Origin of the sequence: Streptomyces venetus (genome assembly GCF_039540295.1) — a bacterium.
Taxonomy (GTDB): Bacteria; Actinomycetota; Actinomycetes; order Streptomycetales; family Streptomycetaceae; genus Streptomyces; species Streptomyces venetus.
Map to the genome: position 1 here is coordinate 544,984 of NZ_BAABET010000004.1, position 22,609 is coordinate 567,592.

A 22,609-nucleotide genomic window follows, 5' to 3' on the forward strand; every position below is an offset into this window, starting at 1 on the left:
ACGCTTTATGTCGTAAATGCCCACCTTGAACGGCCGTGCGGCGAGCGCCGGCAGGGCGCACCTGCCCCACGGCCGTCCCCGGAGCCCCCGTCAGCCGCCGACGTAGGCCGCGAGGTGCTCCCCGGTCAGGGTCGGGCGGGCCGCGACCAGGTCGGCCGGCGTGCCCTCGAAGACGACCCGGCCACCGTCGTGGCCCGCCCCCGGGCCCAGGTCGATGATCCAGTCGGCGTGCGCCATGACCGCCTGGTGGTGCTCGATGACGATGACCGACTTGCCCGAGTCGACGAGCCGGTCGAGCAGCCCGAGCAGCTGCTCGACGTCGGCGAGGTGGAGCCCGGTGGTGGGCTCGTCGAGGATGTACACCCCGCCCTTGTCGGCCATGTGCGTCGCCAGCTTCAGCCGCTGCCGCTCGCCACCGGACAGCGTGGTGAGCGGCTGGCCGAGGGTGAGATAACCGAGCCCGACGTCGGCGAGCCGCTCCAGGATCCGGTGCGCGGCCGGGGTGTGGGCCTCACCGCCGCCGAAGAACTCCTCGGCCTCGGTCACCGGCATCCCGAGCACCTCGCTGATGTCGCGGCCACCGAGGCGGTACTCCAGGACCGATGCCCCGAACCGCCTGCCCTCGCACTCCTCGCACGGGGTGGCGACGCTCTGCATGATCGCCAGGTCGGTGTAGATGACACCGGCGCCGTTGCAGGTGGGGCAGGCGCCCTCGGAGTTGGCGCTGAACAGCGCGGGCTTCACGCCGTTGGCCTTGGCGAAGGCCTTGCGGATCGGGTCGGCCAGCCCGGTGTACGTCGCCGGGTTGCTGCGCCTGGAGCCGCGGATCGGGGTCTGGTCGACCGCCACCACGCCCTCGGCGGCGGGGATCGAGCCGTGCAGGAGCGAGCTCTTGCCGGAGCCGGCGACCCCGGTGACCACGGTGAGCACTCCGAGCGGGATGTCGACGTCGACGTTCTGGAGGTTGTTCGCCGACGCGCCCCGGATCTCCAGCGCGCCGGTGGGCTTGCGGACCGTCGGCTTGATCTTGGCCCGGTCGTCGAGATGACGGCCGGTGACGGTGTCGGCGGCTCGCAGGCCCTCGACCGTGCCCTCGAAGCAGACGGTGCCGCCCGCCGTTCCGGCGCGGGGGCCGAGGTCCACGACGTGGTCGGCGATGGCGATCGTCTCCGGCTTGTGCTCCACGACCAGCACGGTGTTGCCCTTGTCGCGCAGGCGCAGGAGCAGGTTGTTCATCCGCTGGATGTCATGGGGGTGCAGGCCGATGGTGGGCTCGTCGAAGACATAGGTGACGTCGGTGAGCGCGGACCCGAGGTGGCGGATCATCTTGGTGCGCTGCGCCTCGCCACCGGAGAGCGTGCCGGAAGCCCGGTCGAGGGAGAGGTAGCCGAGGCCGATCTCCACGAACGAGTCGAGGGTGTGCTGGAGCTTGGCGAGCAGGGGCGCCACGGACGGCTCCGTCAGCCCGCGGACCCATTCGGCCAGGTCGCGGATCTCCATCGCGCAGACGTCGGCGATGCTGACCGTGCCGATCTTCGAGGAGCGGGCCGCCTCGCTCAGCCGCGTGCCGTCGCACTCGGGACACTCCGTGAAGGTGACCGCCCGGTCCACGAACGCCCGGATGTGCGGCTGCATCGACTCGCGGTCCTTGGAGAGGAAGCTCTTCTGGATCTTCGGAATCAGCCCCTCGTAGGTGAGGTTGACACCGTTGATCTTCACCTTGGTCGGCTCGCGGTAGAGGAAGTCGTGCCGCTCCTTCTTGGTGTACTCGCGAATGGGCTTCTCCTTGTCGAAGAAGCCCGACTCGGCGATGACCCGCACGACCCAGCCGCCGCCCGTGTACGTGGGGATGGTGAACGGGTCCTCGGAGAGCGACTTGGAGTCGTCGTAGAGCTGGGTGAGGTCGATGTCGGAGACCGTGCCCCGGCCCTCGCAGTGCGTGCACATGCCGCCGGTGCGGCTGAAGGTCACCTTCTCGGTCTTGGTCCTGTCGGCGCCCCGGTCGACCGTCAGGCCGCCGCTCGCGCTGACCGAGGCGGTGTTGAAGGAGAACGCGCCGGGTGGGCCGATGTGCGGCTTGCCGAGGCGACTGAAGAGGATGCGCAGCATCGCGTTGGCGTCGGTGGCGGTGCCGACGGTGGAGCGGGGGTCGGAACCCATCCGCTGCTGGTCCACGGCGATCACGGTGGTCAGACCGTCGAGGACGTCGACGTCGGGCCGGGCCAGGTTCGGCATGAAACCTTGCAGGAAGGCGCTGTAGGTCTCGTTGATCAGCCGCTGCGACTCCGCCGCGATCGTGTCGAACACCAGCGAGCTCTTGCCCGAGCCGGAGACACCGGTGAAGACCGTCAGCCGGCGCTTCGGGATCTCGATGCTGACGTCCTTGAGGTTGTTCTCGCGTGCGCCGTGCACGCCGATCACGTCATGGCTGTCGGCAACGTGCGGCCCGGGCGACCGTCTGTCCGTCGTCGTGGCCTTGCTCATGGTGACTCCATCTGTCAGGCGGTGCTGCCGCACGCGGACGATCTCGCTCCCCCGCGCCGGCCTCGGGGCGGCGCGGGGGAGACGGGGAAACCTGCGGGACGCGGGATCCCGCGGGGTGACACGCCGGTCTGAAGGCCGCTACTGCGCCTTCACCTGCTGGATGCGGACCATGTTGCCCGCCGGGTCGCGGAAGGCGCAGTCGCGTACGCCGTAGGGCTGGTCCGTGGGCTCCTGGACCACCTCGGCGTCACCGGCCTGCACCCGCTCGAAGGTGCCGTCGACGTCGGGGGTGGCCAGGACGATGCTGGCGTAGGTGCCCTTGGCCATCATCTCGGCGATGACGCGGCGCTCGTCATCGGTGACGCCGGGGTCGGCGGCCGGTGGGTGCAGGACGATGTTCGTGGCGGGCTGGCCGACGGGGCCGACCGTGATCCAGCGCATGCCCTGGTACCCGACGTCGTTGCGCACTTCGAAGCCCAGGGTGTCGCGGTAGAACGCCAGGGCGGCGTCCGGGTCGTCGTGCGGGAGGAAGCTGGCGTGAATACTGATGTCCATGGCCCTCACGCTAGTTTCGGGTCGAGGTGGGCGCTTCTCGATTCCTGACCGGTCTGGTCACCTGCTTCGACACGCACGTCGGGATCCCCGCGGTGGTGCGGGCCGCCTGGCGGTAGGCGCTGGGCGGCATGCCGACGAGTTCGGTGAAACGCGTGCTGAAGGTGCCCAGCGACGAGCAGCCGACCTCGAAACACACCTCGGTGACGCTGAGGTCGCCGCGGCGCAGCAGCGACATCGCGCGCTCGATGCGACGCGTCATGAGGTAGCTGTAGGGCGACTCGCCGTAGGCGAGCTTGAACTCGCGGCTGAGGTGCCCGGCCGACATGTGCACACCCCGGGCCAGCGCCTCCACGTCCAGAGGCTGCGCGTACTCCCGGTCGATCCGGTCCTTGACCCGGCGCAGTCGCGCGAGATCACGCAGGCGCTGCGCCGGGGCGGGTCTGCTGCTCACAAGCGAGATCGTGCCACACCGCACGGACGTTCGGTCGCTTTCCGAGAGAAATCCCGGTATCCCGGACGGGCGTGTGCGGAACAACCGCCGGAGTGCCCCGGCTGAACGTTCCTGCCCGGTCTCACACCCCGGCGGCGGCCGCGCCCGTCCGCTCCGTGAGCGCTGCCGCCGCCGCGCCCACCAGGCCGGCGTCGGTGCCCATCTGGGCCGGTGCCACGGCCAGATGCCGGGCGAAGGACAGGGTCGCGTAGGAGCTCAGGGCCTTGCGCAGCGGTGCGAAGAGGACCTCGCCCGCCTTGCCCACTCCCCCGCCGATCACCGCGATGTCGATCTCCACGAGGGTGGCGGTCGCGGCGATGCCGGCGGCCAGCGCCTGGGCGGCCCGCTCGAAGGAGGCGACGGCGACCGGGTCACCGGCCCGGGCGGCGGCGGCCACCGCCGCGGCGGAGGTGTCGCCGTCGGGGCCGGGCCGCCAGCCGTTCTCCAGCGCGCGCCGGGCGATGTTGGGGCCGCTCGCGATGCGCTCCACACAGCCGCGCGAGCCGCACGGGCACGGATCACCGTCGAGATCCACGCTGATGTGGCCGATGTGACCGGCGTTGCCGGTGGGCCCGGCGTGCAGCCGGCCGCCGAGTACCAGGCCGCCGCCGACGCCCGTGGAGACGACCATGCACAGCGCGTTGTCGTGGCCCCGGGCGGCGCCCTGCCAGTGTTCGGCCGCCGTGATCGCCACACCGTCGCCGATCAGCTCGACGGGCAGGCCCCCGGCCGCCGCCCGGACGCGTCCGACGAGGGGGTAGTCGCGCCAGCCGGGCACGTTCACCGGGCTCACCGTGCCCGCCGACCTGTCCACCGGCCCGGCGCTGCCGATCCCCACGGCCGTGGCGCGCTCCCACAGCGGCGAGACGGTCAGCTCGCCGACGACCTCCTGCACGGCCCGCATCACGGTGTCGCCGTCCTCCCGGGCGGGCGTCGGCCGCTGGGCGCGGACCTGGATCCGGCCGTGGCCGTCCACCAGAGCGCCGGCGATCTTGGTGCCGCCGATGTCGAGCGCAGCCACGAGGTCGGTGTGCATCAGCGTCGGATCTCCCCGTCGACAGTGAAAAGGACCGGCCGGCCAGCGGTGAGGCGCGGTCCGGAGATTGTGGTGGACAGTCTCCCCCGAGCCTGACAACGTTGTCCAGGTTCTATGCTCGACGCCACATCCTCATACAAACCGAGGACCGACGCACCCCCGTGGACGACAGGACAGGACACCGCACCGTGCCCCAGACCAACCTCCGATCCGCAACGCGCTACGGCACCAGGCCGACCATGAAGGACGTCGCGGCACGTGCCGGGGTCGGGCTCAAGACGGTCTCCCGGGTCGTGAACGGGGAGCCTGGCGTCACGCCGGAGACGGAGCGGCGGGTCCAGGAGGCCATCGACGCGCTCGGGTTCCGCCGCAACGACAGCGCCCGGGTACTGCGCAAGGGCCGCACGGCGAGCATCGGCCTGGTCCTGGAGGATCTCGCCGACCCGTTCTACGGGCCGCTGAGCCGGTCGGTCGAGGAGGTGGCGCGCGCACACGGCGCCCTGCTGATCAACGGCTCCAGCGCGGAGGACCCGGACCGTGAGCAGGAACTGGTGCTGGCCCTGTGCGCACGGCGGGTGGACGGGCTGGTGGTGATCCCCGCCGGTGACGACCACCGGTATCTGGAACCGGAGCTCAAGGCGGGAGTCGCCACGGTGTTCGTGGACCGCCCGGCCGGGCACATCGACGCCGACGTGGTCCTGTCGGACAACTTCGGCGGCGCCCGGGACGGCGTCGCCCACCTCATCGCGCACGGGCACCGCCGGATCGGCTTCATCGGCGACATGCCCCGTATCCACACCGCCGCCGAGCGGCTGCGCGGCTATCGGGCCGCGATGGAGGACGCGGGCATACCGGTGGCGAACGCCTGGATGTCGCTCGGTGTCACCGACCCCGAGCGGGTGCGCAGGGCCGCCGAGGAGATGCTGTCCGGACCGGACCCGGTCACCGCGGTCTTCGCGGGCAACAACCGGGTGACGGTCACGGTCGTCCGGGTGCTCGCCGAGCAGACGCGCCGGGTCGCCCTGGTCGGCTTCGACGACATCGAGCTCGCCGACCTGCTCCGGCCGGGCGTCACGGTCGTCGCGCAGGACGCGGCGGACATCGGCCGTACCGCCGCGGAACGCCTGTTCCGGCAGCTGGACGGCACACTGGTCGCCCCGGAGCGCATCGAGCTGCCGACCCGGCTGATCACCCGTGGCTCGGGCGAGCTTCCCCCGGCGGACTGAGCGGACCATGGACGATGTGACCGACCGCACGCTGCGCGCGCTCGGCCTGGCCGAGGCGCCGCGCGAGCATCCGCTGCTGTATCCGGGCGCGTGGCCCGCCGACTCAGGGCTCCTGGACGGGGACTGCTTCCTGCCGCTGGACCTGCTGGTGCACGAGGACCGCACGCCGGTTCTCGCCATCGGCTCGAACGGCTGCCCGGGGCAGCTACGGCACAAGATGGAGGAGTTCGGGATCATGTCGCCGATCCCGATGGTGAAGGCCCGGGTGACCGGAGTCGACGCCGGTGTCTCGGCGCACGTGAGCCGCATGGGGTACGTGTCGGCCTCGCCGGTCAGCGCCCCGGACACGGTGCGGGAGCTGTTCGTCATCTGGCTCGACGACGAGCAGCTCACGGTGATCGACGCGAGTGAGGGCGCACCGGTGCCGGGCGGCAACTTCGACCGGGCCTGGCTGCCCGCGCCCGACGTGCGGATCGACCTCGCGGACGGCACCCGGCTGCCGGGCGCGTACGCGTACGTCAACCGGCACGGTGTCCTGCACGACGGCACCGGAGCGCCGCGCACCCACCCGGGCGAGCGGGAGATCCTCACCGAACTGCTCGTCGGCCTGCCGCGCTTGCGGGAGCTGTTCGGCGTCGTCCCCGAGGAGTTCTGTGAACGGGCGCGCGGCGACCGGCGGTTGTGCGAGCGGGGCACACGGCTGTTCATCGAGGAGAAGCTGGTGACGGCCTCCGGGCTGGAGCGGTACGTGGCCGGCCGTGCGCGGGCTCAGCACACGGGGAGCCCGGGGACCGGCCCGTCGTTGTCGCCGCCCTTGATGTAGACGTCGCTGACCCAGACGTCCGTGTTGCCGCTGTCGTCGTCGGTCCTCGCCCACCAGACGTTGGTCCACGGACCGGCCGTCTCGCGGCGGCCCAGTTTCTCCTGGCAGTAGAAGTAGTTGATGCCCGCCTTGAGTACGCCGACCTTGGCGCCGGAGGCGGTGTGGGAGTCGGCGGTCTTCCAGACCTGGCAGTTGTACTTGCCGCCGCCGATGGGGTGGCAGACCGGGGCCGGGGAGGACGGCTCACCGGTGGGCTCGGGCTCTTTCCCGCCGACGGGCTTTCCGGAATCGGCGGGCCGCACGGATTCGGTGGTCTTCTCGGACTCGGTGGTCTTCTCGGAAGGGGTCCTGCCCTTGTCGTCGCCGCGTTCCTCCGGCCGGGTCGCGTTCGGACCGTCGTCGGTGCGGCCTGGCGCGGAGGCGGCGGGTGCGTCGTCCACGCGCGCGGCATCGGTCCGCGCGTCGCGTTCCGTGCCGCCGGAATCGCCGAGCAGGGCGATCGTGGTGCCGGCCGCCGCGAGGGCGACGGTGACGGCAGCGGTGGCGAGGAGGGTGCGGCGCTTCCCGCGGCGGGGCTCGGAGCGCGAGTCCATCGGGCCCGTGGGGGCCTGCCCCGGCGCGGCGGCGTCCGGCGGCCCCTGCTGCGGTGGCCCGAACCCCGGCGGTACCGACGGGACATCGCGCTCCGTCTCCGGGCGCGCGGGCGAGAGCGCGGGACCCGCTCGCAGCGACGACGTGGGCGTGTCCCCGCCGCCCGTGCCGGCCACGTGCTGGAGCAGTTCGCGGGCCTGGGCGGCCTCCGGGCGGGACTCGGGGCGCTTGTCCATCAGACGCTGGAGGACGGGGCCGAGGGGTCCGGAGCGCCGGGGCTCCGGCAGCGGATCGTTGACGATCGCGGTGAGCGTCGAGAACGTGGACGTACGGCGGAAGGGCGAGGCGCCCTCGACGGCCGCGTACAGCGTCGCGCCCAGGGACCAGATGTCGGACGCGGGGCCGGGGTCGGCGCCCTGGGCGCGCTCGGGGGCCAGGTAGTCGAGGGAGCCGACGAGTTCGCCGCTGCGCGTGAGGTGGGTGGCCGAGCCGTCTCCGGGGTCGTCCATGGTGGCGATGCCGAAGTCGGTGAGGACGACCCGGCCGGAGCGGTCGAGCAGGATGTTGCCGGGCTTCACGTCACGGTGCAGGACGCCCGCGCGGTGGGCGGCGGCCAGCGCGTCCATGACCTTCGCGCCGATGCCGGCCGCCTCGCCCGGGTCCAGCGTGCCGCGCTCGCGCAGCACGTCGTCCAGGGACGGCCCGTCCACCAGCTCCATGACGATGAGGGGGCGGCCGTCGACCTCCGCGATGTCGTGCACGGCGACGACGCCGGGGTGACGGACCCGGGCCGCCGCGCGCGCCTCGCGCCGCATCCGCAGCCGGAGCCCGGCCAGTTCGGGTCCGGCCGCGTCGGTGTAGGTGCGCAGTTCCTTGACGGCGACCTCACGGCCGAGGACCTCGTCGACGGCCTTCCAGACGACGCCCATGCCGCCGCGGCCCAGCTGGGTCATGACGCGGTAGCGTCCCGCCAGCAACCGGCCGGCCCCCTCCGCCTGCCCGTACTCCCCCGTCGACACCGCTGCCCCGTTCCTGTGACCCCACCGGATCCACCGCCACGTCGGTACGTGGCGTACAGACTACGGGGCGGCGGTGACGGCGGCGGCCGCCGCGGACGGCTGTGACAGTGCCGGTACGCGCCGAGGGACAGGCCGGGAGCGCCGTCAGGCGGAAGCCGTCAGGTCCCCTCGCCGGGGCGCCGCGAAGCTCTCCAGGTCGGCGCGGGTCAGGCCCGCCAGCCGGGCCACCTCGCCGATGTCCAGCGCGCCGCAGTCCAGGCCGCGCAGCAGGTAGCCGCTGAGGGCCTTGGCGGTGGCGGGCTCGTCCATGACGTCGCCGCCGGTGCGGTTGGCGTAGCGGGACAGGCGGGCGGCGGCCTGCTCGAAGCCCTCGCGGTAGAAGGCGAAGACGGCTGCGTAGCGGGTGGGGAGGTGGCCGGGGTGCATGTCCCAGCCCTGGTAGTAGGCGCGGGCCAGGGCGCGGCGGGTGAGGCCGTAGTGCAGGCGCCAGGCCGCGTGCACCTTCTCCGTCGGGCCGACCGGCAGGACGTTCGTCGAGCCGTCCGAGACGCGGACGCCCGTACCGGCCGCCGCGACCTGCATGACGGCCTTGGCGTGGTCGGCCGCGGGGTGGTCGCTGGCCTGATGGGCGGCGGAGACACCGAGGCAGGCGCTGTAGTCGAAGGTGCCGTAGTGCAGACCGGTGGCACGGCCCTCGGCGGCCTGGATCATCCGGGCGACGGTGGCGGTGCCGTCGGCGGCGAGGATGGACTGGCTGGTCTCGATCTGGATCTCGAAGCCGATCCGGCCGGACTCCAGGCCGTGTGCCTTCTCGAAGGCCTCCAGGAGCCGCACCATGGCGGTGACCTGCTCGGGGTACGTCACCTTCGGCAGGGTGAGCACCAGCCCGCGGGGCAGGCCGCCGGCCTCGATCAGGCCGGTGAGGAAGACGTCGAGGGTGCGGATGCCCCGGGCGCGTACGGGCGCCTCCATGCACTTCATGCGGATGCCCATGCAGGGGGCGGCGGTGCCGTCCTCGTAGGCCGCGGCGATCAGCCGGGCGGCGCGGGCGGCGGCCTCGTCCTCCTCGGCGTCGGGGCGGTTGCCGTAGCCGTCCTCGAAATCGACGCGCAGGTCTTCGATCGGCTCGCGCTCCAGCTTGGCGCGCACCCGCGCGTGGACGGGCTCGGCCAGGTCGTCGGAGAGGCCGAGGACGGCGGCGAAGGACTCGGCGTCGGGGGCGTGTTGGTCGAGGGCGGCCAGGGCGCGGTCGCCCCAGGAGCGGACGGTGTCGGCGGCGAAGACGTCGCCGGGGACGTAGACGGTGTGGACGGGCTGGCGGGTGCCGGGGTCTCCGGGGTAGTGGCGCTCCAGTTCGGTGTCGACCCGCGCGAGGGAGGCGCTGATCTCCTCACTCACCGCGCCCGCGAGGCTCGTCGCCACCTTCTCCTGCTGGCCCTGACCCATTCCGTGACCCTCCTGTTTTCCACTGCACGGAATCAAAAATCCGTAGAGCGAAGCTATCGGCCGTCCTTCCGGCTGGTCAACACCGTCACGAAGTGCCATTACCCATGCTTCACCTTCGGTCACTGCCGACCCGCCCTCTTCTTCCGTATTCAGAAGGCAAGCTTCATCCTGCCGTGTATGGAGAGGGAGACCACGTGCCGAACGAGGTCGGAGTGACGCGCCGCCGCGGACTCAAGGCGGCGGTGGCCGCCGCCGTCGCAGGACCGTTGCTCACCACCGCGGGTCCCACACGGCCCGCTGCCGCCGGTGAGCACGCGGGTGCCCTGAACGTCATGACGTTCAACGTCCGCTTCGGGACCGTCGTCGACAGGACACCGCGCTGGGAGGTACGCCGACCGGTGATGCGAGAGCTGCTGCGCCGCGAGCGACCGCACGTCATCGGCACGCAGGAGGGGCTCTACCGGCAAGTGCGCGCGATCGAGGAGGATCTCGGCGAGCACTACGACTGGATCGGCACCGGGCGCGGGGGTGGCAGCAAGGACGAGTTCATGGCGGTCTTCTACGACACGCGCAGACTCGAGCCGATCGAGTTCGATCACTTCTGGCTGTCCGACACCCCGTACATGATCGCCTCGAACACCTGGGGCGCGGACTGGCTGCGCATGGTGACCTGGGTCCGCTTCACCGATCTCGCCGACGGGGGCCGGGAGTTCTACGTCCTCAACACCCACCTGGACAGCGTCAGCCAGTACGCCCGGGAACGCTCGGCGGGGCTCATCGGCGAGACGATCGCCAAGTGGGACCGGTCGTCGCCGGTCATCGTCACCGGCGACTTCAACGCGGCGGCCCACGACAACCGGGTGTACGACCTCATGCTGGACATCGGACTGGTGGACGCCTGGGACGCGGCGGCCTCGCGGGGCCCGGCGTACGGGACGCACCACGGCTACCGGACGCCCAGACCCGATGGGCGGCGCATCGACTGGATCCTCACCACGCCCGGGGTGACCACGCACTGGGCCGGGATGAACACCTTCAGCATGGACGGGACGTATCCGAGCGACCATCTGCCGGTGCAGGCCTCGATGACCCTGGGATGAGAGAGGCCCCCGTGACCGTTCGTGCGGTCACGGGGGCCTTCCGCAGCCCGGGTCGATCAGCCCTTGCGGGTCTTGATCTCCTCGGTGAGGGCGGGGACGACGTCGAAGAGGTCGCCGACGATGCCGTAGTCGACGAGGTCGAAGATCGGGGCCTCGGCGTCCTTGTTGATCGCGACGATGGTCTTCGAGGTCTGCATGCCGGCACGGTGCTGGATCGCACCGGAGATGCCGGAGGCGATGTACAGCTGCGGCGAGACGCTCTTGCCCGTCTGGCCGACCTGGTTGGTGTGCGGGTACCAGCCCGCGTCCACCGCGGCACGCGAGGCACCGACAGCCGCACCGAGGGAGTCGGCGAGCGCCTCGATGATCGCGAAGTTCTCCGCGCCGTTCACGCCACGGCCACCGGAGACCACGATCGCGGCCTCGGTCAGGTCCGGACGGCCGGTCGACTCACGCGGGGTGCGGCCGGTGACCTTGGTGCCGGTGGCCTGCGCGGAGAACGTGACGGACAGGGCCTCGACCGCGCCGGCGGCCGGGGCGGCCTCGACGGCGGCGCTGTTCGGCTTGACCGTGATGACCGGGGTGCCCTTGGAGACACGGGACTTGGTGGTGAAGGACGCGGCGAACACGGACTGCGTGGCCACCGGGCCCTCGTCGCCGGCCTCCAGGTCGACGGCGTCGGTGATGATGCCGGAGCCGATGCGCAGCGCCAGGCGGGCGGCGATCTCCTTGCCCTCGGCGGAGGACGGGACCAGCACGGCGGCCGGGGACACGGCCTCGTGGGCGGCCTGGAGGGCGTCGACCTTCGGTACGACCAGGTAGTCGGCGTACTCGGCGGCCTCGTGGGTGAGGACCTTGACCGCGCCGTGCTCGGCGAGCGTGGCGGCGGTGTCGGCGGCGCCGTTGCCCAGCGCGACGGCGACCGGCTCGCCGACGCGGCGGGCCAGGGTCAGCAGCTCCAGGGTGGGCTTGCGGACGGCACCGTCCACGTGGTCGACGTAGACGAGAACTTCAGCCATGGGACTTCTTCTCTCCTGCTTGCGAAAGATGAGGGACGGTCAGCGACTGCGGGATCAGATGAACTTCTGGCCCGCGAGGAACTCAGCGAGCTGCTTGCCGCCCTCGCCCTCGTCCTTGACGATCGTGCCCGCGGTACGGGCCGGACGCTCGGCCGCGTTGTCGACCGTGGTGTAGGCGCCCTCCAGGCCGACCTGCTCGGCCTCCAGGTCCAGGTCGGACAGGTCCCAGGACTCGACCGGCTTCTTCTTGGCCGCCATGATGCCCTTGAAGGACGGGTAACGCGCCTCGCCCGACTGGTCGGTCACCGACACGACCGCCGGCAGGGACGCCTCCAGGTTCTCCGAGGCGGCGTCGCCGTCGCGGCGGCCCTTGACCGTGCCGTCCTCGACCGACACCTCCGACAGCAGCGTCACCTGCGGCACGCCCAGACGCTCGGCGAGCAGCGCCGGGACCACGCCCATGGTGCCGTCGGTGGAGGCCATGCCGGAGACGACCAGGTCGTAGCCGGCCTTCTCGATCGCCTTGGCCAGGATCAGGGAGGTGCCGATGGCGTCGGTGCCGTGGATGTCGTCGTCCTCGACGTGGATCGCCTTGTCCGCGCCCATGGACAGCGCCTTGCGCAGGGCGTCCTTGGCGTCCTCGGGGCCCACCGTCAGCACGGTGATCTCCACGTCGTCGTCCGAGTTCTCGGAGATCTGCAGCGCCTGCTCGACCGCGTACTCGTCGAGCTCGGAGAGCAGACCGTCCACGTCGTCCCGGTCGACGGTCAGGTCATCGGCGAAGTGCCGGTCGCCAGTGGCGTCGGGCACGTACTTCACAGTGACAACGATCCTCAAGCTCACGCCGGCTCTCCTACTGCATCGTCATTTCTAGGCTGCCTACTTGCAGGCAGCATAGGCGCCTCAAGCGGCCGATCCCGGTCGGGGCGACCCACGCTCCGAGCGAAATATTACTCGTCAGTACACCCAGTTCATTCCCGCTAAGCAAGCGCTTTGAACTGTGACCTTCGCAACGCAGCGTAACCGGAACTCGACGGTCCCGCAGCTCGGGGTGCGCCCGGCTCAGTCACTCAGACGACGGAAACGTCCCTGGTGGTAGAGGAGCGGCCGGCCGCTGCCCGTGGGGTCTCCGTGCACGACCTCCGCGATCACGATGCGATGGTCCCCGGCGGGCACCCGCGCGACGACCCGGCCCACCAGCCAGGCGATCACGCCGTCGAGCACGGGGACGCCCTCGGGCCCCTCGCGCCACTGGGTGGGCGCCGCGAAGCGGTCGGCTCCGCTGCGGGCGAAGGTCGCGGCCAGCTCCTGCTGGTGCTCCCCGACCACATGGATGCCGACGTGCTCGGCGGCGGCGATCGCGGGCCAGCTGGAGGAGCCGGTGCCGACCCCGAAGGACAGCAGGGGTGGCTCGGCGGAGACGGAGCTGAGGGACGTCGCGGTGAAGCCCACCGGACCCGCGTCACCCTGGGCGGTGATCACGGCGACTCCCGCCGCATGCCGCCGGAAGACCGAGCGCAGGAGGTCGGTCGCGGTGAGAAGGTCCGAAGGCATGGGGTCAGGCTGACGATAAATGGTACGCGCAGTCAAGTTCGTTCCGTGATGTGGGAGATGACTCACCGACCGCGTCGCCTCGCTCACACCGCCTCCCCCAGCGCGGCGATCACGTCTGCCTTGCGGGGCTGTCCGGTGGCCCGCCGCACCACCCGGCCGTCGGCGTCGAGGACCAGCACCGTCGGGGTCTTGAGGATGTCCAGGCGGCGCACGAGGTCCAGGTGGGCCTCGGCGTCGATCTCGACGTGCGCCACGCCGGGAACCATGCCGGCGACCTCCCCGAGCACGCGCCGGGTCGCCCGGCAAGGTGCGCAGAACGCACTGGAGAACTGCACGAGCGTGGCCCGCTCGCCGAGTTCCGCGCCCAGCTCCGCCGCTTCGAGCCGCTTGCCGTCGTCCCGCCCGCGCACCCGCACTCTCCCGCTCTGCCGCCGTCGCAGCACTCCGTAGGCGCTCGCCGCCGCGAGCACCACCACACACACCACCAGTCCGGTCATCATCCGGTGCAAGCGTTCACGAGACCGCAAAGATTCCCGCCCGCACGAGGGGCCACGATGCGGAATGCTTGGCTCCATGGACATCGACGCAAGAGGGCCACGATTCGGTGCCGCCGTGACGACCGTCGTCCTGGCGGCCGTTCTGGTCACCGGCAGCGCGTGGCTGCTGGCCTGGCAGACACTGGCGTTCCTGCTGGGCGCCGCGGGCGGGGTGAACCGGTCGCCGTACGGGTGGCTGTTCGCCAAGGCGGTACGGCCCCGGCTCGGGCCGCCGACCGACTTCGAGTCGCCCGAACCGCCCCGATTCGCCCAGGCGGTCGGACTGCTTTTCGCCGGACTCGGGCTCGTCGGCCTCACGCTGGGGCCGGACTGGCTGGGACTCGCGGCGACGGGCGCGGCACTCGCGGCCGCCTTCCTGAACGCGGCATTCGGGTACTGCCTGGGATGCGAGTTGTACCTGCTCGTGCGGCGGGTGGCGGTACGCGCGGAGTAATGGAGCCGTAAAAGCCCGAGGTGGGGTCCGGGGGATGACGTGACGAGAATCTCCTCACGCGCGGGCACGAGGACTGGCTACCCGGTCGTTCTTGGGGCACGATCTGCGACAAGCCGTAAACCTACGGCTGCGTAACTTCTTCACTGGGAATCCCTTCCCAGGCAGAGCAGGAAGGGTCCGACCCGCCCATGGCAGAGCTCGTCTACCGTCCCGTCGTCGGCTTCGCCCGCACGCTGTTCAAGGTGTGGGACCTCAAGATCGACTGTCAGGGTTCGGAGAACATCCCGCGCTCGGGCGGCGCCGTGCTGGTGAGCAATCACATCAGCTACCTGGACTTCGTCTTCGACGGTCTGGCGGCACTGCCGCAGAAACGTCTCGTACGTTTCATGGCGAAGGAGTCCGTCTTCCGGCACCGGATCTCCGGCCCGCTGATGCGGGGCATGAAGCACATCCCCGTGGACCGCAAGCAGGGCGAGACGGCCTACGCGCACGCCCTGGACTCGCTGCGGTCGGGTGAGATCGTCGGGGTCTTCCCGGAAGCGACCATCTCGCAGTCGTTCACGCTGAAGAGCTTCAAGTCGGGCGCCGCGCGCATGGCCCAGGAGGCCGGCGTCCCGTTGATCCCGATGGCGGTGTGGGGCACGCAGCGGCTGTGGACCAAGGGCCACCCCCGCAACTTCAAGCGCAGCCACATCCCCATCACGATCCGCGTCGGCGAGGCGATCGAAGCCTCCCGCGACAAGTACGCCGGCGCCATCACCCGTCAACTGCGCGAGCGTGTCCAGGAACTCCTCGAGGCCGCACAGCGCGCCTACCCCGTACGCCCGAAGGGCCCGGAGGACACCTGGTGGATGCCGGCCCACCTCGGCGGCACGGCGCCGACGCCGGAGCAGGTGAAGGCCGCCGAGGCGCACTGACCGCCGAGGGCGGCCCCACCTCAGAGTGCCGTGGGGAGCGTCCGCCACAGCTGCGGCCGGTCGTGGGCCGCTTTGAGCACGCCGAGTACGGCCGGGTGCGGCGCGGCGTGAAGACATGAGAAGTCCGACTCGCCCGAGGCCGGATCGGGTGTGAAGGCGAGCCGCTCGCCGGCCAGGGAGAACTGCGCGTCCACGCCCGGCTTGTTGCCCCGGGGATCCTGCCGGTGCCAGGCCCCGTTGAACCGCACCGCGACCAAACCGTGCACCACATCCAACTTCTGGTAGCACAACGCGGTCGGAATGTCCTCGGCGCGCAGCAGCGCCGCCAGCGCGTGGGCCTTGGCGTAGCAGATGCCCGTGCGCTGCTCCAGGACATCGGAGGCACGCCACGTGACGCGGAGATCGCCGGAGTCCTGCGAGTGCGGGATGGTGTCACGCACGAACTCGAACGCCGCCCGCGCATATTCATACGAGTCCGCCACCCCTTCGGCGAGCCTGGCGGCCGTTTCACGCACGAGCGCATGGTGATGGTCGATCGCCTCGTCAGCGGCCAAGTAGGCGGACAGGTCAGGGGTTTCCTGGATCAGCTGCATACAGGCAGAGCGTAGAGAGACGATCAATCGCCGTCAATGAATTTACTATCTGTCGTATAGCTATACATTGCTGGGAAGGATGGCCGAACACCACCGCAACCCCGGCCCCGTCCACAACCCTTCCTCCTCGCCACGGGTCTCGCCCTGCGCAGATCTGTGACAAGGGGGAAAGATGAAGAACCCACACCGCCTGCTCGGTGCCGCTCTCGTCTGTGGTGCCCTGGCGGCCACCGGGGTCGGGGCCGGGCCCGCGTACGCCGTGGAACACCAGCTGTGGATCGGCGCGCCGTACGAGACGGTGCTGCCCGGCGCGGACGGGGACGGCGACGGACGTGCGCGCGGCTTGGACGTGCGGGTCAGCCGCGATGTCGCCGAGGGCCGGGTGCCGGCCGGGCGGCTGACCGTCGACGTGAGTGAGGTCGCCTCGTTCGCCCGGGTGTCATGGCCCGCGAACTGCCGGCCGGAGTCGGAGGTCAGGGCGGTCTGCGACTTCCCGGAGATGCCCGCCGGGACGGAGAGCGTGCCGGCCGCCGCCTTCGAGCTGCGCGCACTGCCGGGAGCGGGCGTCAGCGCCTCGGGGTACGTGCGCTATTCGGCCGTCGCCGGAAGGCTGACGTCCCACCCGGGAGAGACCCGGGTGAGCGTGGGCAACGGGCCGGATCTCGGACTCAGCCAGGCCGAGGACCAGCGGGGGCTCGAGCCGGGCTCGCGGACCACCGTGCCGGCGACGCTGTCCAACAGCGGCAACCGCACCGCGGAACGCACCCTGGTGACGTTGTACGCCTCGTACGGGCTGCGCTTCACGGAGCGGCACACGAACTGCGAGTACCGGGAGCGCGACACCGGCACGTCCGCCCTCTGCGTGCTGGACGAGCCGGTGGCGCCGGGACAGCGGTACGCGCTGGACACCGGGCTCGACGTCGGGCGGAAGGCGCTGTACGAGCGGTTCGACCACTCCGTGCAGCCGTACTCGGACGAGGCGCTGCGGGAGGCCCGCGGCGACTGGACGTGGACTCGGGGAGCCGGCGCCGAGCTGGACCTGCGACCCGTGGCCGCGGCCGCGGCCGCTGTCACCGACCCTGACCTCGACCCGCAGGACAACGACCGGACCGTCGTCCTCGGCGCCACGAACACCGCCGACCTGAAGCTCACCGGCAGCAGGGTGAGCGGGGCCGCCGGTGACACCGTGACCGCCCGCGTGAGCGTACTCAACCGCGGTCCGGCCTGGGTGGCGTCGCTGGGTGCCGGAGCGGCCGTGGCCACGGTGAGGTTCCGCGCGCCGGAGGGCACGACGGTCCTCGACCTGCCGGAAGAGGAATGCTGGAGGCAGCCGGAGGACACCGGCACCACCGTCTTCTGCAAGACGCCGATCTACCTGCACGACGCGGCGTCGTACAGCTTCGGGATCCCGTTGCGGATCGACCGGGTGGTGCGCGGGGCGCGCACCACCGTCGAGACCATCGACGACGACCCCGAGCTGTCCATCAGGGAGTTCGACCCGAACCTGCGCAACAACAGGACGGAGATCGTCGTCAACCGGTGAACAGCGGGGACACCGCTCAGCGGGCCATCTCCTCCTTGAGGGCCGCCACGAAGGCGTCCACGTCCTCCTCGGTCGTGTCGAAGGCGCACATCCAGCGGACGTCGCCCGCCGCCTCGTCCCAGAAGTAGAAGCGGAACCGCTTCTGGAGGCGCTCGCTCACGTCGTGCGGCAGACGGGCGAAGACCGCGTTGGCCTGTACGGGGTAGAGGATCTCCACCCCGTGCACGGCCCGCACGCCCTCGGCGAGCCGCTGGGCCATCTCGTTGGAGTGCCGGGCGTTGCGCAACCACAGGTCGCGGGCGAGCAGCGCCTCGAACTGCACCGACACGAAGCGCATCTTGGAGGCGAGCTGCATGGACAGCTTGCGCAGGTGCTTCATGTGGCTGACGGCGTCCTGGTCGATCACCACGACCGCCTCGCCGAACAGGGCGCCGTTCTTGGTGCCGCCCAGGGAGAGGATGTCGACGCCCGCCGCGTTGGTGAGCGTCCGCATCGGGACGTTCAGGGTGGCGGCGGCGTTGGCCAGCCGGGAGCCGTCGAGGTGCACTTTCATACCGTGCGCGTGCGCGTGCTCGCACAGGGCGCGTATCTCGTCCGGTGTGTAGACCGTGCCGAGTTCGGTGGCCTGGGCGAGGGAGACGACCTGGGGCATGGCCCGGTGCTCGTCGTCCCAGCCGTACGCCTGCCGGTCGATCAGCTCGGGCGTGAGCTTGCCGTCGGGGGTGGGCACGGTGAGCAGTTTCAGACCGCCGACCCGCTCGGGTGCCCCGCACTCGTCGACGTTGATGTGCGCGCTCTCGGCGCAGATCACCGCGCCCCAGCGGTCGGTGACCGCCTGGAGGGCGACGACGTTGGCGCCGGTGCCGTTGAACACCGGGAACGCCTCGGCCGTGGGGCCGAAGTGGCTGCGGATGAGGCCCTGGAGGTGTTCGGTGTACTCGTCCTCCCCGTACGCGACCTGGTGCCCGACGTTGGCCAGGGCCAGGGCGGCGAGCACCTCCGGGTGGGCCCCGGCGTAGTTGTCGCTGGCGAAGCCGCGGACTTCGGGGTCGTGATGGCGACGGGCGTCGGTCTTCGGCGGGTTCACGGCTTCTCGGTGAGCCACAGACGGTTTCCGTTCACTTCGGCGGCGGACTTCTCCCAGACCCCGGTGATGGCCTCGGCCAGGTCCTTGACGTCGGTGAAGCCCGCGAACTTCGCGTTGGGTCGATCGGCGCGCATGGCGTCGTGCACCAGTGCCTTCACGACCAGGATGGCAGCTGCCGAGGTCGGGCCCTCGGCTCCCCCGGCCTTGCGGAAGGCGTCCGCCAGCGCGAGCGTCCAGGCCTCGGCGGCTGCCTTGGCGGCGGCGTACGAGGCGTTGCCGGCGGTCGGCTTCGAGGCGCCGGCGGCGCTGATCAGCACGTACCGGCCGCGGTCGCTGCGCTGGAGGCCCTCGTAGAACGCCAGCGAGGTGTGCTGCACGGTGCGGATCAGCAGCAGCTCCAGGAAGTCCCAGTCGTCGAGGCTCGTCTTGATGAAGGTCTCGCTGCCGCGCCAGCCGCCGACGAGATGGACCAGGCCGTCGACGCGCCCGAACTCCTTCTCGATGTGGGCGGCCCAGTCGCGGGTCGACTGGAGGTCGAGCAGATCGACCGGTTCGCCGGTGACGGTCGCGCCGCCCGAGGCGTACCGGGCCGCGTCGACGGCCTCCGCGAGCCGCTCGGGGTCGTTGTCGGCGGCGGCGACGGTCGCCCCCGCCTCGGCCAGCCGCAGCAGCGCCGCCCGGCCGGCGGGCCCGCCCGCACCGGCCACCGCGATCACCGCACCGCTGAGAGCTCCGTTCCCCGCCATCTTCTTCGCCTCCTGTGCAGTGGTCCCGGTTCCGCGGAAGACTCCGCCGCTCATGCGGCGATCCGCTCGGCGCCGTCCGCCGTGATGCCCTTGGTCGAGGCGATCACGTTCTTCAGCTTCTTGGACAGTGCCTCATAGAACATGCTCAGCGGAAACTCGTCCGGAAGCACGTCATCGACGAGTTTCCGGGGCGGCTGTGTCACGTCCAGGGCGTCGGGGCCCTTGGCCCACTTGGAGCCCGGGTGCGGGGCGAGGTAGGTGGAGACGAGCTCGTAGCCGGCGAACCAGTGGACGAGCTTGGGGCGGTCGATGCCGTCGCGGTACAGCTGCTCGATCTCGGCGCACAGCTGGTTGGTGACCTGCGGCGCGCGCTCCCAGTCGATGGTCAGCTTGTTGTCGGTCCAGCGGACGACGTCGTGCTTGTGCAGGTAGGCGAAGAGCAGCTGGCCGCCGAGACCGTCGTAGTTGCGCACGCGCTCGCCGGTGACCGGGAAGCGGAACATGCGGTCGAAGAGGACCGCGACCTGCACGTCACGGGCCTGCGGGACGCCGTCGGCGGAGAGCTTCACGGCCTCCTTGAAGGCGGTGAGGTCGCAGCGCAGCTCCTCCAGGCCGTACATCCAGAACGGCTGGCGCTGTTTGATCATGAACGGGTCGAAGGGCAGGTCGCCGTGGCTGTGGGTGCGGTCGTGGACCATGTCCCACAGCACGAACGCCTCCTCGCAGCGCTTCTGGTCGTGGACCATCGCGGCGACGTCCTCGGGCAGCTCCAGGCCGAGGATGTCGACGGCTGCGGCGGTCACGCGGCGGAAGCGCGCGGCCTCGCGGTCGCAGAAGATGCCGCCCCAGCTGAACCGCGCGGGGGCCTCGCGGACGGCGATGGTCTCGGGGAAGAGGACGGCCGAGTTGGTGTCGTAGCCGGCCGTGAAGTCCTCGAACTTGATGCCGCAGAACAGCGGGTTGTCGTAGCGGGTGCGCTCCAGTTCGGCCAGCCACTCGGGCCAGACCATGCGCAGCACGACCGCTTCCAGATTGCGGTCCGGGTTGCCGTTCTGCGTGTACATCGGGAAGACGACCAGGTGCTGGAGGCCGTCCGCCCGGTGCGCGGCGGGCTGGAAGGCCAGCAGCGAGTCGAGGAAGTCGGGCACCTGGAAGCCGCTGTCGGCCCAGCGTCCGAGGTCCTTGACCAGGGCCTCGTGATACGCGCGGTCGTGCGGGAGCAGCGGGGAGAGTTCCAGGACCGCGTCGGCGGCCTGGCGGACGGCGAGCTCGGCGTCCGCGGGGTCGGGCGCGTCCTCGGCGTCGAAGTCGATCGACCCGTCCTTGGACTGCCATGGCCTGATCCGCTCCACGGCATCCTTGAGCACGGGCCATGCCGGGTGCTCCACCACCCTGGCCACGGGAGGAAGCTGTCCCTCCGAACCCACCTGCACAAGAATTTCCGTCATGTCCCACCTTCCACGGGAGAACCTCGCGTGCCCAGACGGTATACACACGAGGTTCCTCCCAGCAAGGGCAACCTCAGGAAATTATCCTGCCTCACCCGGACCTTCACCGCACTTTTTACTGCCGGCCATGCTTCTGCCCGCATGTGCGCCGACCATGCCGTCACCCTCTGCACAGGGCGGGCGCAGGCGATACGGTCCAGGTGGGCCTCAAGGCCTCCAATGCCGCCTGTCGACGGAAGAGAGTCGCGTCTTGAACTTCCTCACCATCGGTCACCGCGGAGTCATGGGCGTGGAGCCCGAGAACACCCTCCGGTCCTTCGTCGCCGCCCAGGAGGCCGGCCTCGACGCCATCGAACTCGATCTGCACCTGAGCAAGGACGGCGCGCTCGTCGTCATGCACGACACGGAGGTGGACCGCACGACCGACGGCACCGGGCCGATCGCCGAGAAGACCCTCGCGGAGCTGCGGGCCCTGGACGCGGGCCGGGGCGAGCGGGTGCCGGTCTTCGAGGAGGTCCTGGACGCCGTTCACACACCGCTCCAGGCGGAGATCAAGGACGCGCAGGCGGCGCGCGCCCTGGCCGAGGTGATGAACGCGCGAGGGCTGGCGGACCGGGTGGAGGTGTCCTCGTTCCACGACGAGGCGATCGCCGAGATCAAGCCGCTGGTACCGGGGGTGCGCACGGCGCTGATCGCCAGTCGCTACGGCACCGACATCGTGGACCGCGCGGTCGCGGTCGGCGCCGAGACCGTCTGCCTGAACATCCGCCGGCTCACCCTGGAGATCGTGGAGCGCGCCCGCAAGGCCGACCTGAGGATCATCGGCTGGGTGGTGAACACGCAGGACCATCTGCGTCTCGTCCGGGCGTTCGGTCTGGACGGCGCCACCACCGACCACCCGGACATCAAGCGCACGGGCCGCTTCACGGCCTGACGGCTAGCCGAGCTCCTTGACCAGCAGCTCGAACCTCAGGTCGTCGCGCTGCGGGATGCCGAAGCGGTCGTCGCCGTACGGGAACGGGGTCATCCGTCCCGTACGGCGGTAGCCGCGTCGCTCGTACCAGGCGATGAGGTCGTCGCGTACGGAGATCACGGTCATATGCATCTCCGTCACGCCCCACGTCTCGCGGGCCTGCCGCTCCGCCTCCGCGAGGATCACCTTGCCGAGACCCGCACCCTGGAGCAGCGGGCTGACCGCGAACATCCCGAAGTAGGCGTGATCGCCCCGGTGCTCGAGCTGGCAGCAGGCGACGATCCGCCCGTCCCGCTCCACGGTCACCAGCCTGCTCTCGGGCGACTTGATGACGGCCAGCACGCCCTCCGGGTCGGTCCGCTGCCCCTGGAGGATGTCCGCCTCGGTGGTCCACCCCACCCGGCTGGCGTCGCCGCGGTACGCCGACTCGATCAGCATGACCAGCTCGTCCACGTCGGCGTCGGCGGCGTCGCGGAAGGTCAGTCCGGTGGCGGCGGTGTCCATGGGCGTACGTCTCCGTTTCCTGGCGCGGCTCGGGCAGGGACGAGAGTAGCGCCACCACTAGGCTCCGCAGCATGGTGCATGTACTCAGCAGCCGGATCCTGCTCCGCCCCACCGACCCCGAGCGGTCCCGGGCCTTCTACGGCGAACAGCTCGGCCTCGCCGTCTACCGCGAGTTCGGCACGGGACCGGAACGCGGCACGGTCTACTTCCTCGGCGGCGGCTTCCTGGAGGTCTCGGGTCGGTCCGAGACGCCCCCCGCGCCGGCGACGCGGCTGTGGCTCCAGGTCGACGACGTGACGGCGGCGCGCGACGAGCTGAAGGCGAAGGGGGTGGAGATCGTACGGCCCCCGGTGGAGGAGCCGTGGGGGCTGGTCGAGATGTGGATCGCGGATCCGGACGGGACGCCGATCGTGCTGGTGGAGGTCCCGGCGGACCACCCGATGCGCTACCGGCCGGGCATCTGAG

At 71.0% G+C, this 22,609-nt stretch carries 23 protein-coding genes; 8 read left to right on the forward strand and 15 right to left on the reverse strand.

Annotation, left to right across the window (positions count from 1 at the left end; all coding sequences use genetic code 11):
* Window positions 1–90 precede the first annotated feature (90 nt).
* The 4 genes from ABEA82_RS16190 to ABEA82_RS16205 form a co-directional block, all read right to left on the reverse strand.
* Window positions 91–2,484 (reverse strand): ATP-binding cassette domain-containing protein, encoded by a 2,394-nt coding sequence (locus ABEA82_RS16190; RefSeq protein ID WP_345662177.1) that lies wholly within the window; start codon window positions 2,482–2,484, stop codon window positions 91–93.
* 138 nt (window positions 2,485–2,622) lie between these two features.
* Window positions 2,623–3,039, reverse strand: a complete 417-nt coding sequence (locus ABEA82_RS16195; protein WP_345662178.1) for a VOC family protein — start codon at window positions 3,037–3,039, stop codon at window positions 2,623–2,625.
* 10 nt (window positions 3,040–3,049) lie between these two features.
* Window positions 3,050–3,490: a helix-turn-helix transcriptional regulator gene (locus tag ABEA82_RS16200; RefSeq protein ID WP_345662179.1), complete on the reverse strand. Its 441-nt coding sequence runs from the start codon at window positions 3,488–3,490 to the stop codon at window positions 3,050–3,052.
* Window positions 3,491–3,611: 121 nt separating this feature from the next.
* Entirely contained in the window at window positions 3,612–4,565 is a 954-nt protein-coding gene (locus ABEA82_RS16205; RefSeq protein WP_345662180.1) for an ROK family protein, read from the reverse strand.
* Window positions 4,566–4,726: 161 nt separating this feature from the next.
* Between ABEA82_RS16205 and ABEA82_RS16210 the strand changes: the two genes are divergently transcribed.
* The gene (locus ABEA82_RS16210; protein ID WP_345662181.1) at window positions 4,727–5,791 is read left to right on the forward strand and encodes a LacI family DNA-binding transcriptional regulator; all 1,065 of its coding nucleotides are present in this window, start codon (window positions 4,727–4,729) and stop codon (window positions 5,789–5,791) included.
* 7 nt (window positions 5,792–5,798) lie between these two features.
* Window positions 5,799–6,614 (forward strand): hypothetical protein, encoded by an 816-nt coding sequence (locus tag ABEA82_RS16215; protein WP_345662182.1) that lies wholly within the window; start codon window positions 5,799–5,801, stop codon window positions 6,612–6,614.
* Here ABEA82_RS16215 and ABEA82_RS16220 read toward each other — a convergent pair.
* Both ABEA82_RS16220 and ABEA82_RS16225 read right to left on the reverse strand, forming a co-directional pair.
* Window positions 6,560–8,224 (reverse strand): serine/threonine-protein kinase, encoded by a 1,665-nt coding sequence (locus ABEA82_RS16220; RefSeq protein ID WP_345662183.1) that lies wholly within the window; start codon window positions 8,222–8,224, stop codon window positions 6,560–6,562. The two genes, ABEA82_RS16215 and ABEA82_RS16220, sit on opposite strands and share 55 nt — an antisense overlap.
* Window positions 8,225–8,368: 144 nt before the next feature.
* Complete coding sequence (locus ABEA82_RS16225; protein ID WP_345662184.1) at window positions 8,369–9,670, reverse strand: DUF6986 family protein; 1,302 nt, start codon at window positions 9,668–9,670, stop codon at window positions 8,369–8,371.
* Window positions 9,671–9,864: 194 nt separating this feature from the next.
* Here ABEA82_RS16225 and ABEA82_RS16230 point away from each other — a divergent pair, with 194 nt between their 5' ends.
* On the forward strand, window positions 9,865–10,770 hold the full coding sequence (locus ABEA82_RS16230; protein ID WP_345662185.1) for an endonuclease/exonuclease/phosphatase family protein: 906 nt from the start codon (window positions 9,865–9,867) through the stop codon (window positions 10,768–10,770).
* Window positions 10,771–10,826: 56 nt separating this feature from the next.
* Here ABEA82_RS16230 and ABEA82_RS16235 read toward each other — a convergent pair whose 3' ends face one another.
* The 4 genes from ABEA82_RS16235 to ABEA82_RS16250 all read right to left on the reverse strand — a co-directional run bounded on the left by ABEA82_RS16235 (window position 10,827) and on the right by ABEA82_RS16250 (window position 13,840).
* Entirely contained in the window at window positions 10,827–11,789 is a 963-nt protein-coding gene (locus tag ABEA82_RS16235) for an electron transfer flavoprotein subunit alpha/FixB family protein (RefSeq protein WP_345662186.1), read from the reverse strand.
* Between the two features lie 54 nt (window positions 11,790–11,843).
* Window positions 11,844–12,632, reverse strand: a complete 789-nt coding sequence (locus ABEA82_RS16240; protein WP_345662187.1) for an electron transfer flavoprotein subunit beta/FixA family protein — start codon at window positions 12,630–12,632, stop codon at window positions 11,844–11,846.
* A 219-nt stretch (window positions 12,633–12,851) separates the two neighbouring features.
* A complete protein-coding gene (locus ABEA82_RS16245) occupies window positions 12,852–13,343 on the reverse strand; it encodes a flavin reductase family protein (RefSeq protein ID WP_345662188.1) in 492 nt (163 codons plus the stop codon).
* 83 nt (window positions 13,344–13,426) lie between these two features.
* Window positions 13,427–13,840 carry a thioredoxin family protein gene (locus tag ABEA82_RS16250; RefSeq protein WP_345662368.1) on the reverse strand — a complete coding sequence of 138 codons (414 nt, stop codon included), beginning with the start codon at window positions 13,838–13,840 and terminating at the stop codon, window positions 13,427–13,429.
* A gap of 76 nt (window positions 13,841–13,916) precedes the next feature.
* On the opposite strand from ABEA82_RS16250, the gene ABEA82_RS16255 reads away from it, so the two are divergent.
* Both ABEA82_RS16255 and ABEA82_RS16260 read left to right on the forward strand, forming a co-directional pair.
* Entirely contained in the window at window positions 13,917–14,333 is a 417-nt protein-coding gene (locus ABEA82_RS16255) for a DUF4395 domain-containing protein (protein ID WP_345662189.1), read from the forward strand.
* A gap of 188 nt (window positions 14,334–14,521) precedes the next feature.
* Window positions 14,522–15,250, forward strand: coding sequence for a lysophospholipid acyltransferase family protein (locus tag ABEA82_RS16260; RefSeq protein WP_345662190.1), 729 nt, complete (start codon window positions 14,522–14,524; stop codon window positions 15,248–15,250).
* A gap of 20 nt (window positions 15,251–15,270) precedes the next feature.
* Here ABEA82_RS16260 and ABEA82_RS16265 read toward each other — a convergent pair whose 3' ends face one another.
* Window positions 15,271–15,843 carry a transglutaminase domain-containing protein gene (locus ABEA82_RS16265; protein ID WP_345662191.1) on the reverse strand — a complete coding sequence of 191 codons (573 nt, stop codon included), beginning with the start codon at window positions 15,841–15,843 and terminating at the stop codon, window positions 15,271–15,273.
* A gap of 172 nt (window positions 15,844–16,015) precedes the next feature.
* Here ABEA82_RS16265 and ABEA82_RS16270 point away from each other — a divergent pair, with 172 nt between their 5' ends.
* On the forward strand, window positions 16,016–17,386 hold the full coding sequence (locus ABEA82_RS16270; RefSeq protein WP_345662192.1) for a COG1361 family protein: 1,371 nt from the start codon (window positions 16,016–16,018) through the stop codon (window positions 17,384–17,386).
* Between the two features lie 16 nt (window positions 17,387–17,402).
* Here the strand turns inward: ABEA82_RS16270 and ABEA82_RS16275 are convergent, their stop codons facing one another.
* Genes ABEA82_RS16275 through ABEA82_RS16285 form a run of 3 tightly spaced genes read right to left on the reverse strand, consistent with a single transcriptional unit; the run spans window position 17,403 to window position 20,667 of the window.
* Entirely contained in the window at window positions 17,403–18,473 is a 1,071-nt protein-coding gene (locus ABEA82_RS16275; RefSeq protein ID WP_345662193.1) for a threonine aldolase family protein, read from the reverse strand.
* Window positions 18,470–19,219: an SDR family NAD(P)-dependent oxidoreductase gene (locus ABEA82_RS16280; protein ID WP_039931893.1), complete on the reverse strand. Its 750-nt coding sequence runs from the start codon at window positions 19,217–19,219 to the stop codon at window positions 18,470–18,472. Before ABEA82_RS16280 ends, ABEA82_RS16275 begins: the two co-directional genes overlap by 4 nt.
* 50 nt (window positions 19,220–19,269) lie before the next feature.
* Window positions 19,270–20,667: a DUF6421 family protein gene (locus ABEA82_RS16285; RefSeq protein ID WP_345662194.1), complete on the reverse strand. Its 1,398-nt coding sequence runs from the start codon at window positions 20,665–20,667 to the stop codon at window positions 19,270–19,272.
* 250 nt (window positions 20,668–20,917) lie between these two features.
* On the opposite strand from ABEA82_RS16285, the gene ABEA82_RS16290 reads away from it, so the two are divergent.
* Complete coding sequence (locus ABEA82_RS16290) at window positions 20,918–21,601, forward strand: glycerophosphodiester phosphodiesterase (RefSeq protein ID WP_345662195.1); 684 nt, start codon at window positions 20,918–20,920, stop codon at window positions 21,599–21,601.
* 3 nt (window positions 21,602–21,604) lie between these two features.
* On the opposite strand, the gene ABEA82_RS16295 is transcribed toward ABEA82_RS16290, so the two are convergent.
* Window positions 21,605–22,144 carry a GNAT family N-acetyltransferase gene (locus ABEA82_RS16295; protein ID WP_345662196.1) on the reverse strand — a complete coding sequence of 180 codons (540 nt, stop codon included), beginning with the start codon at window positions 22,142–22,144 and terminating at the stop codon, window positions 21,605–21,607.
* Window positions 22,145–22,215: 71 nt separating this feature from the next.
* On the opposite strand from ABEA82_RS16295, the gene ABEA82_RS16300 reads away from it, so the two are divergent.
* Complete coding sequence (locus tag ABEA82_RS16300) at window positions 22,216–22,608, forward strand: VOC family protein (protein WP_345662197.1); 393 nt, start codon at window positions 22,216–22,218, stop codon at window positions 22,606–22,608.
* The last annotated feature ends 1 nt before the right edge of the window (window position 22,609 follow it).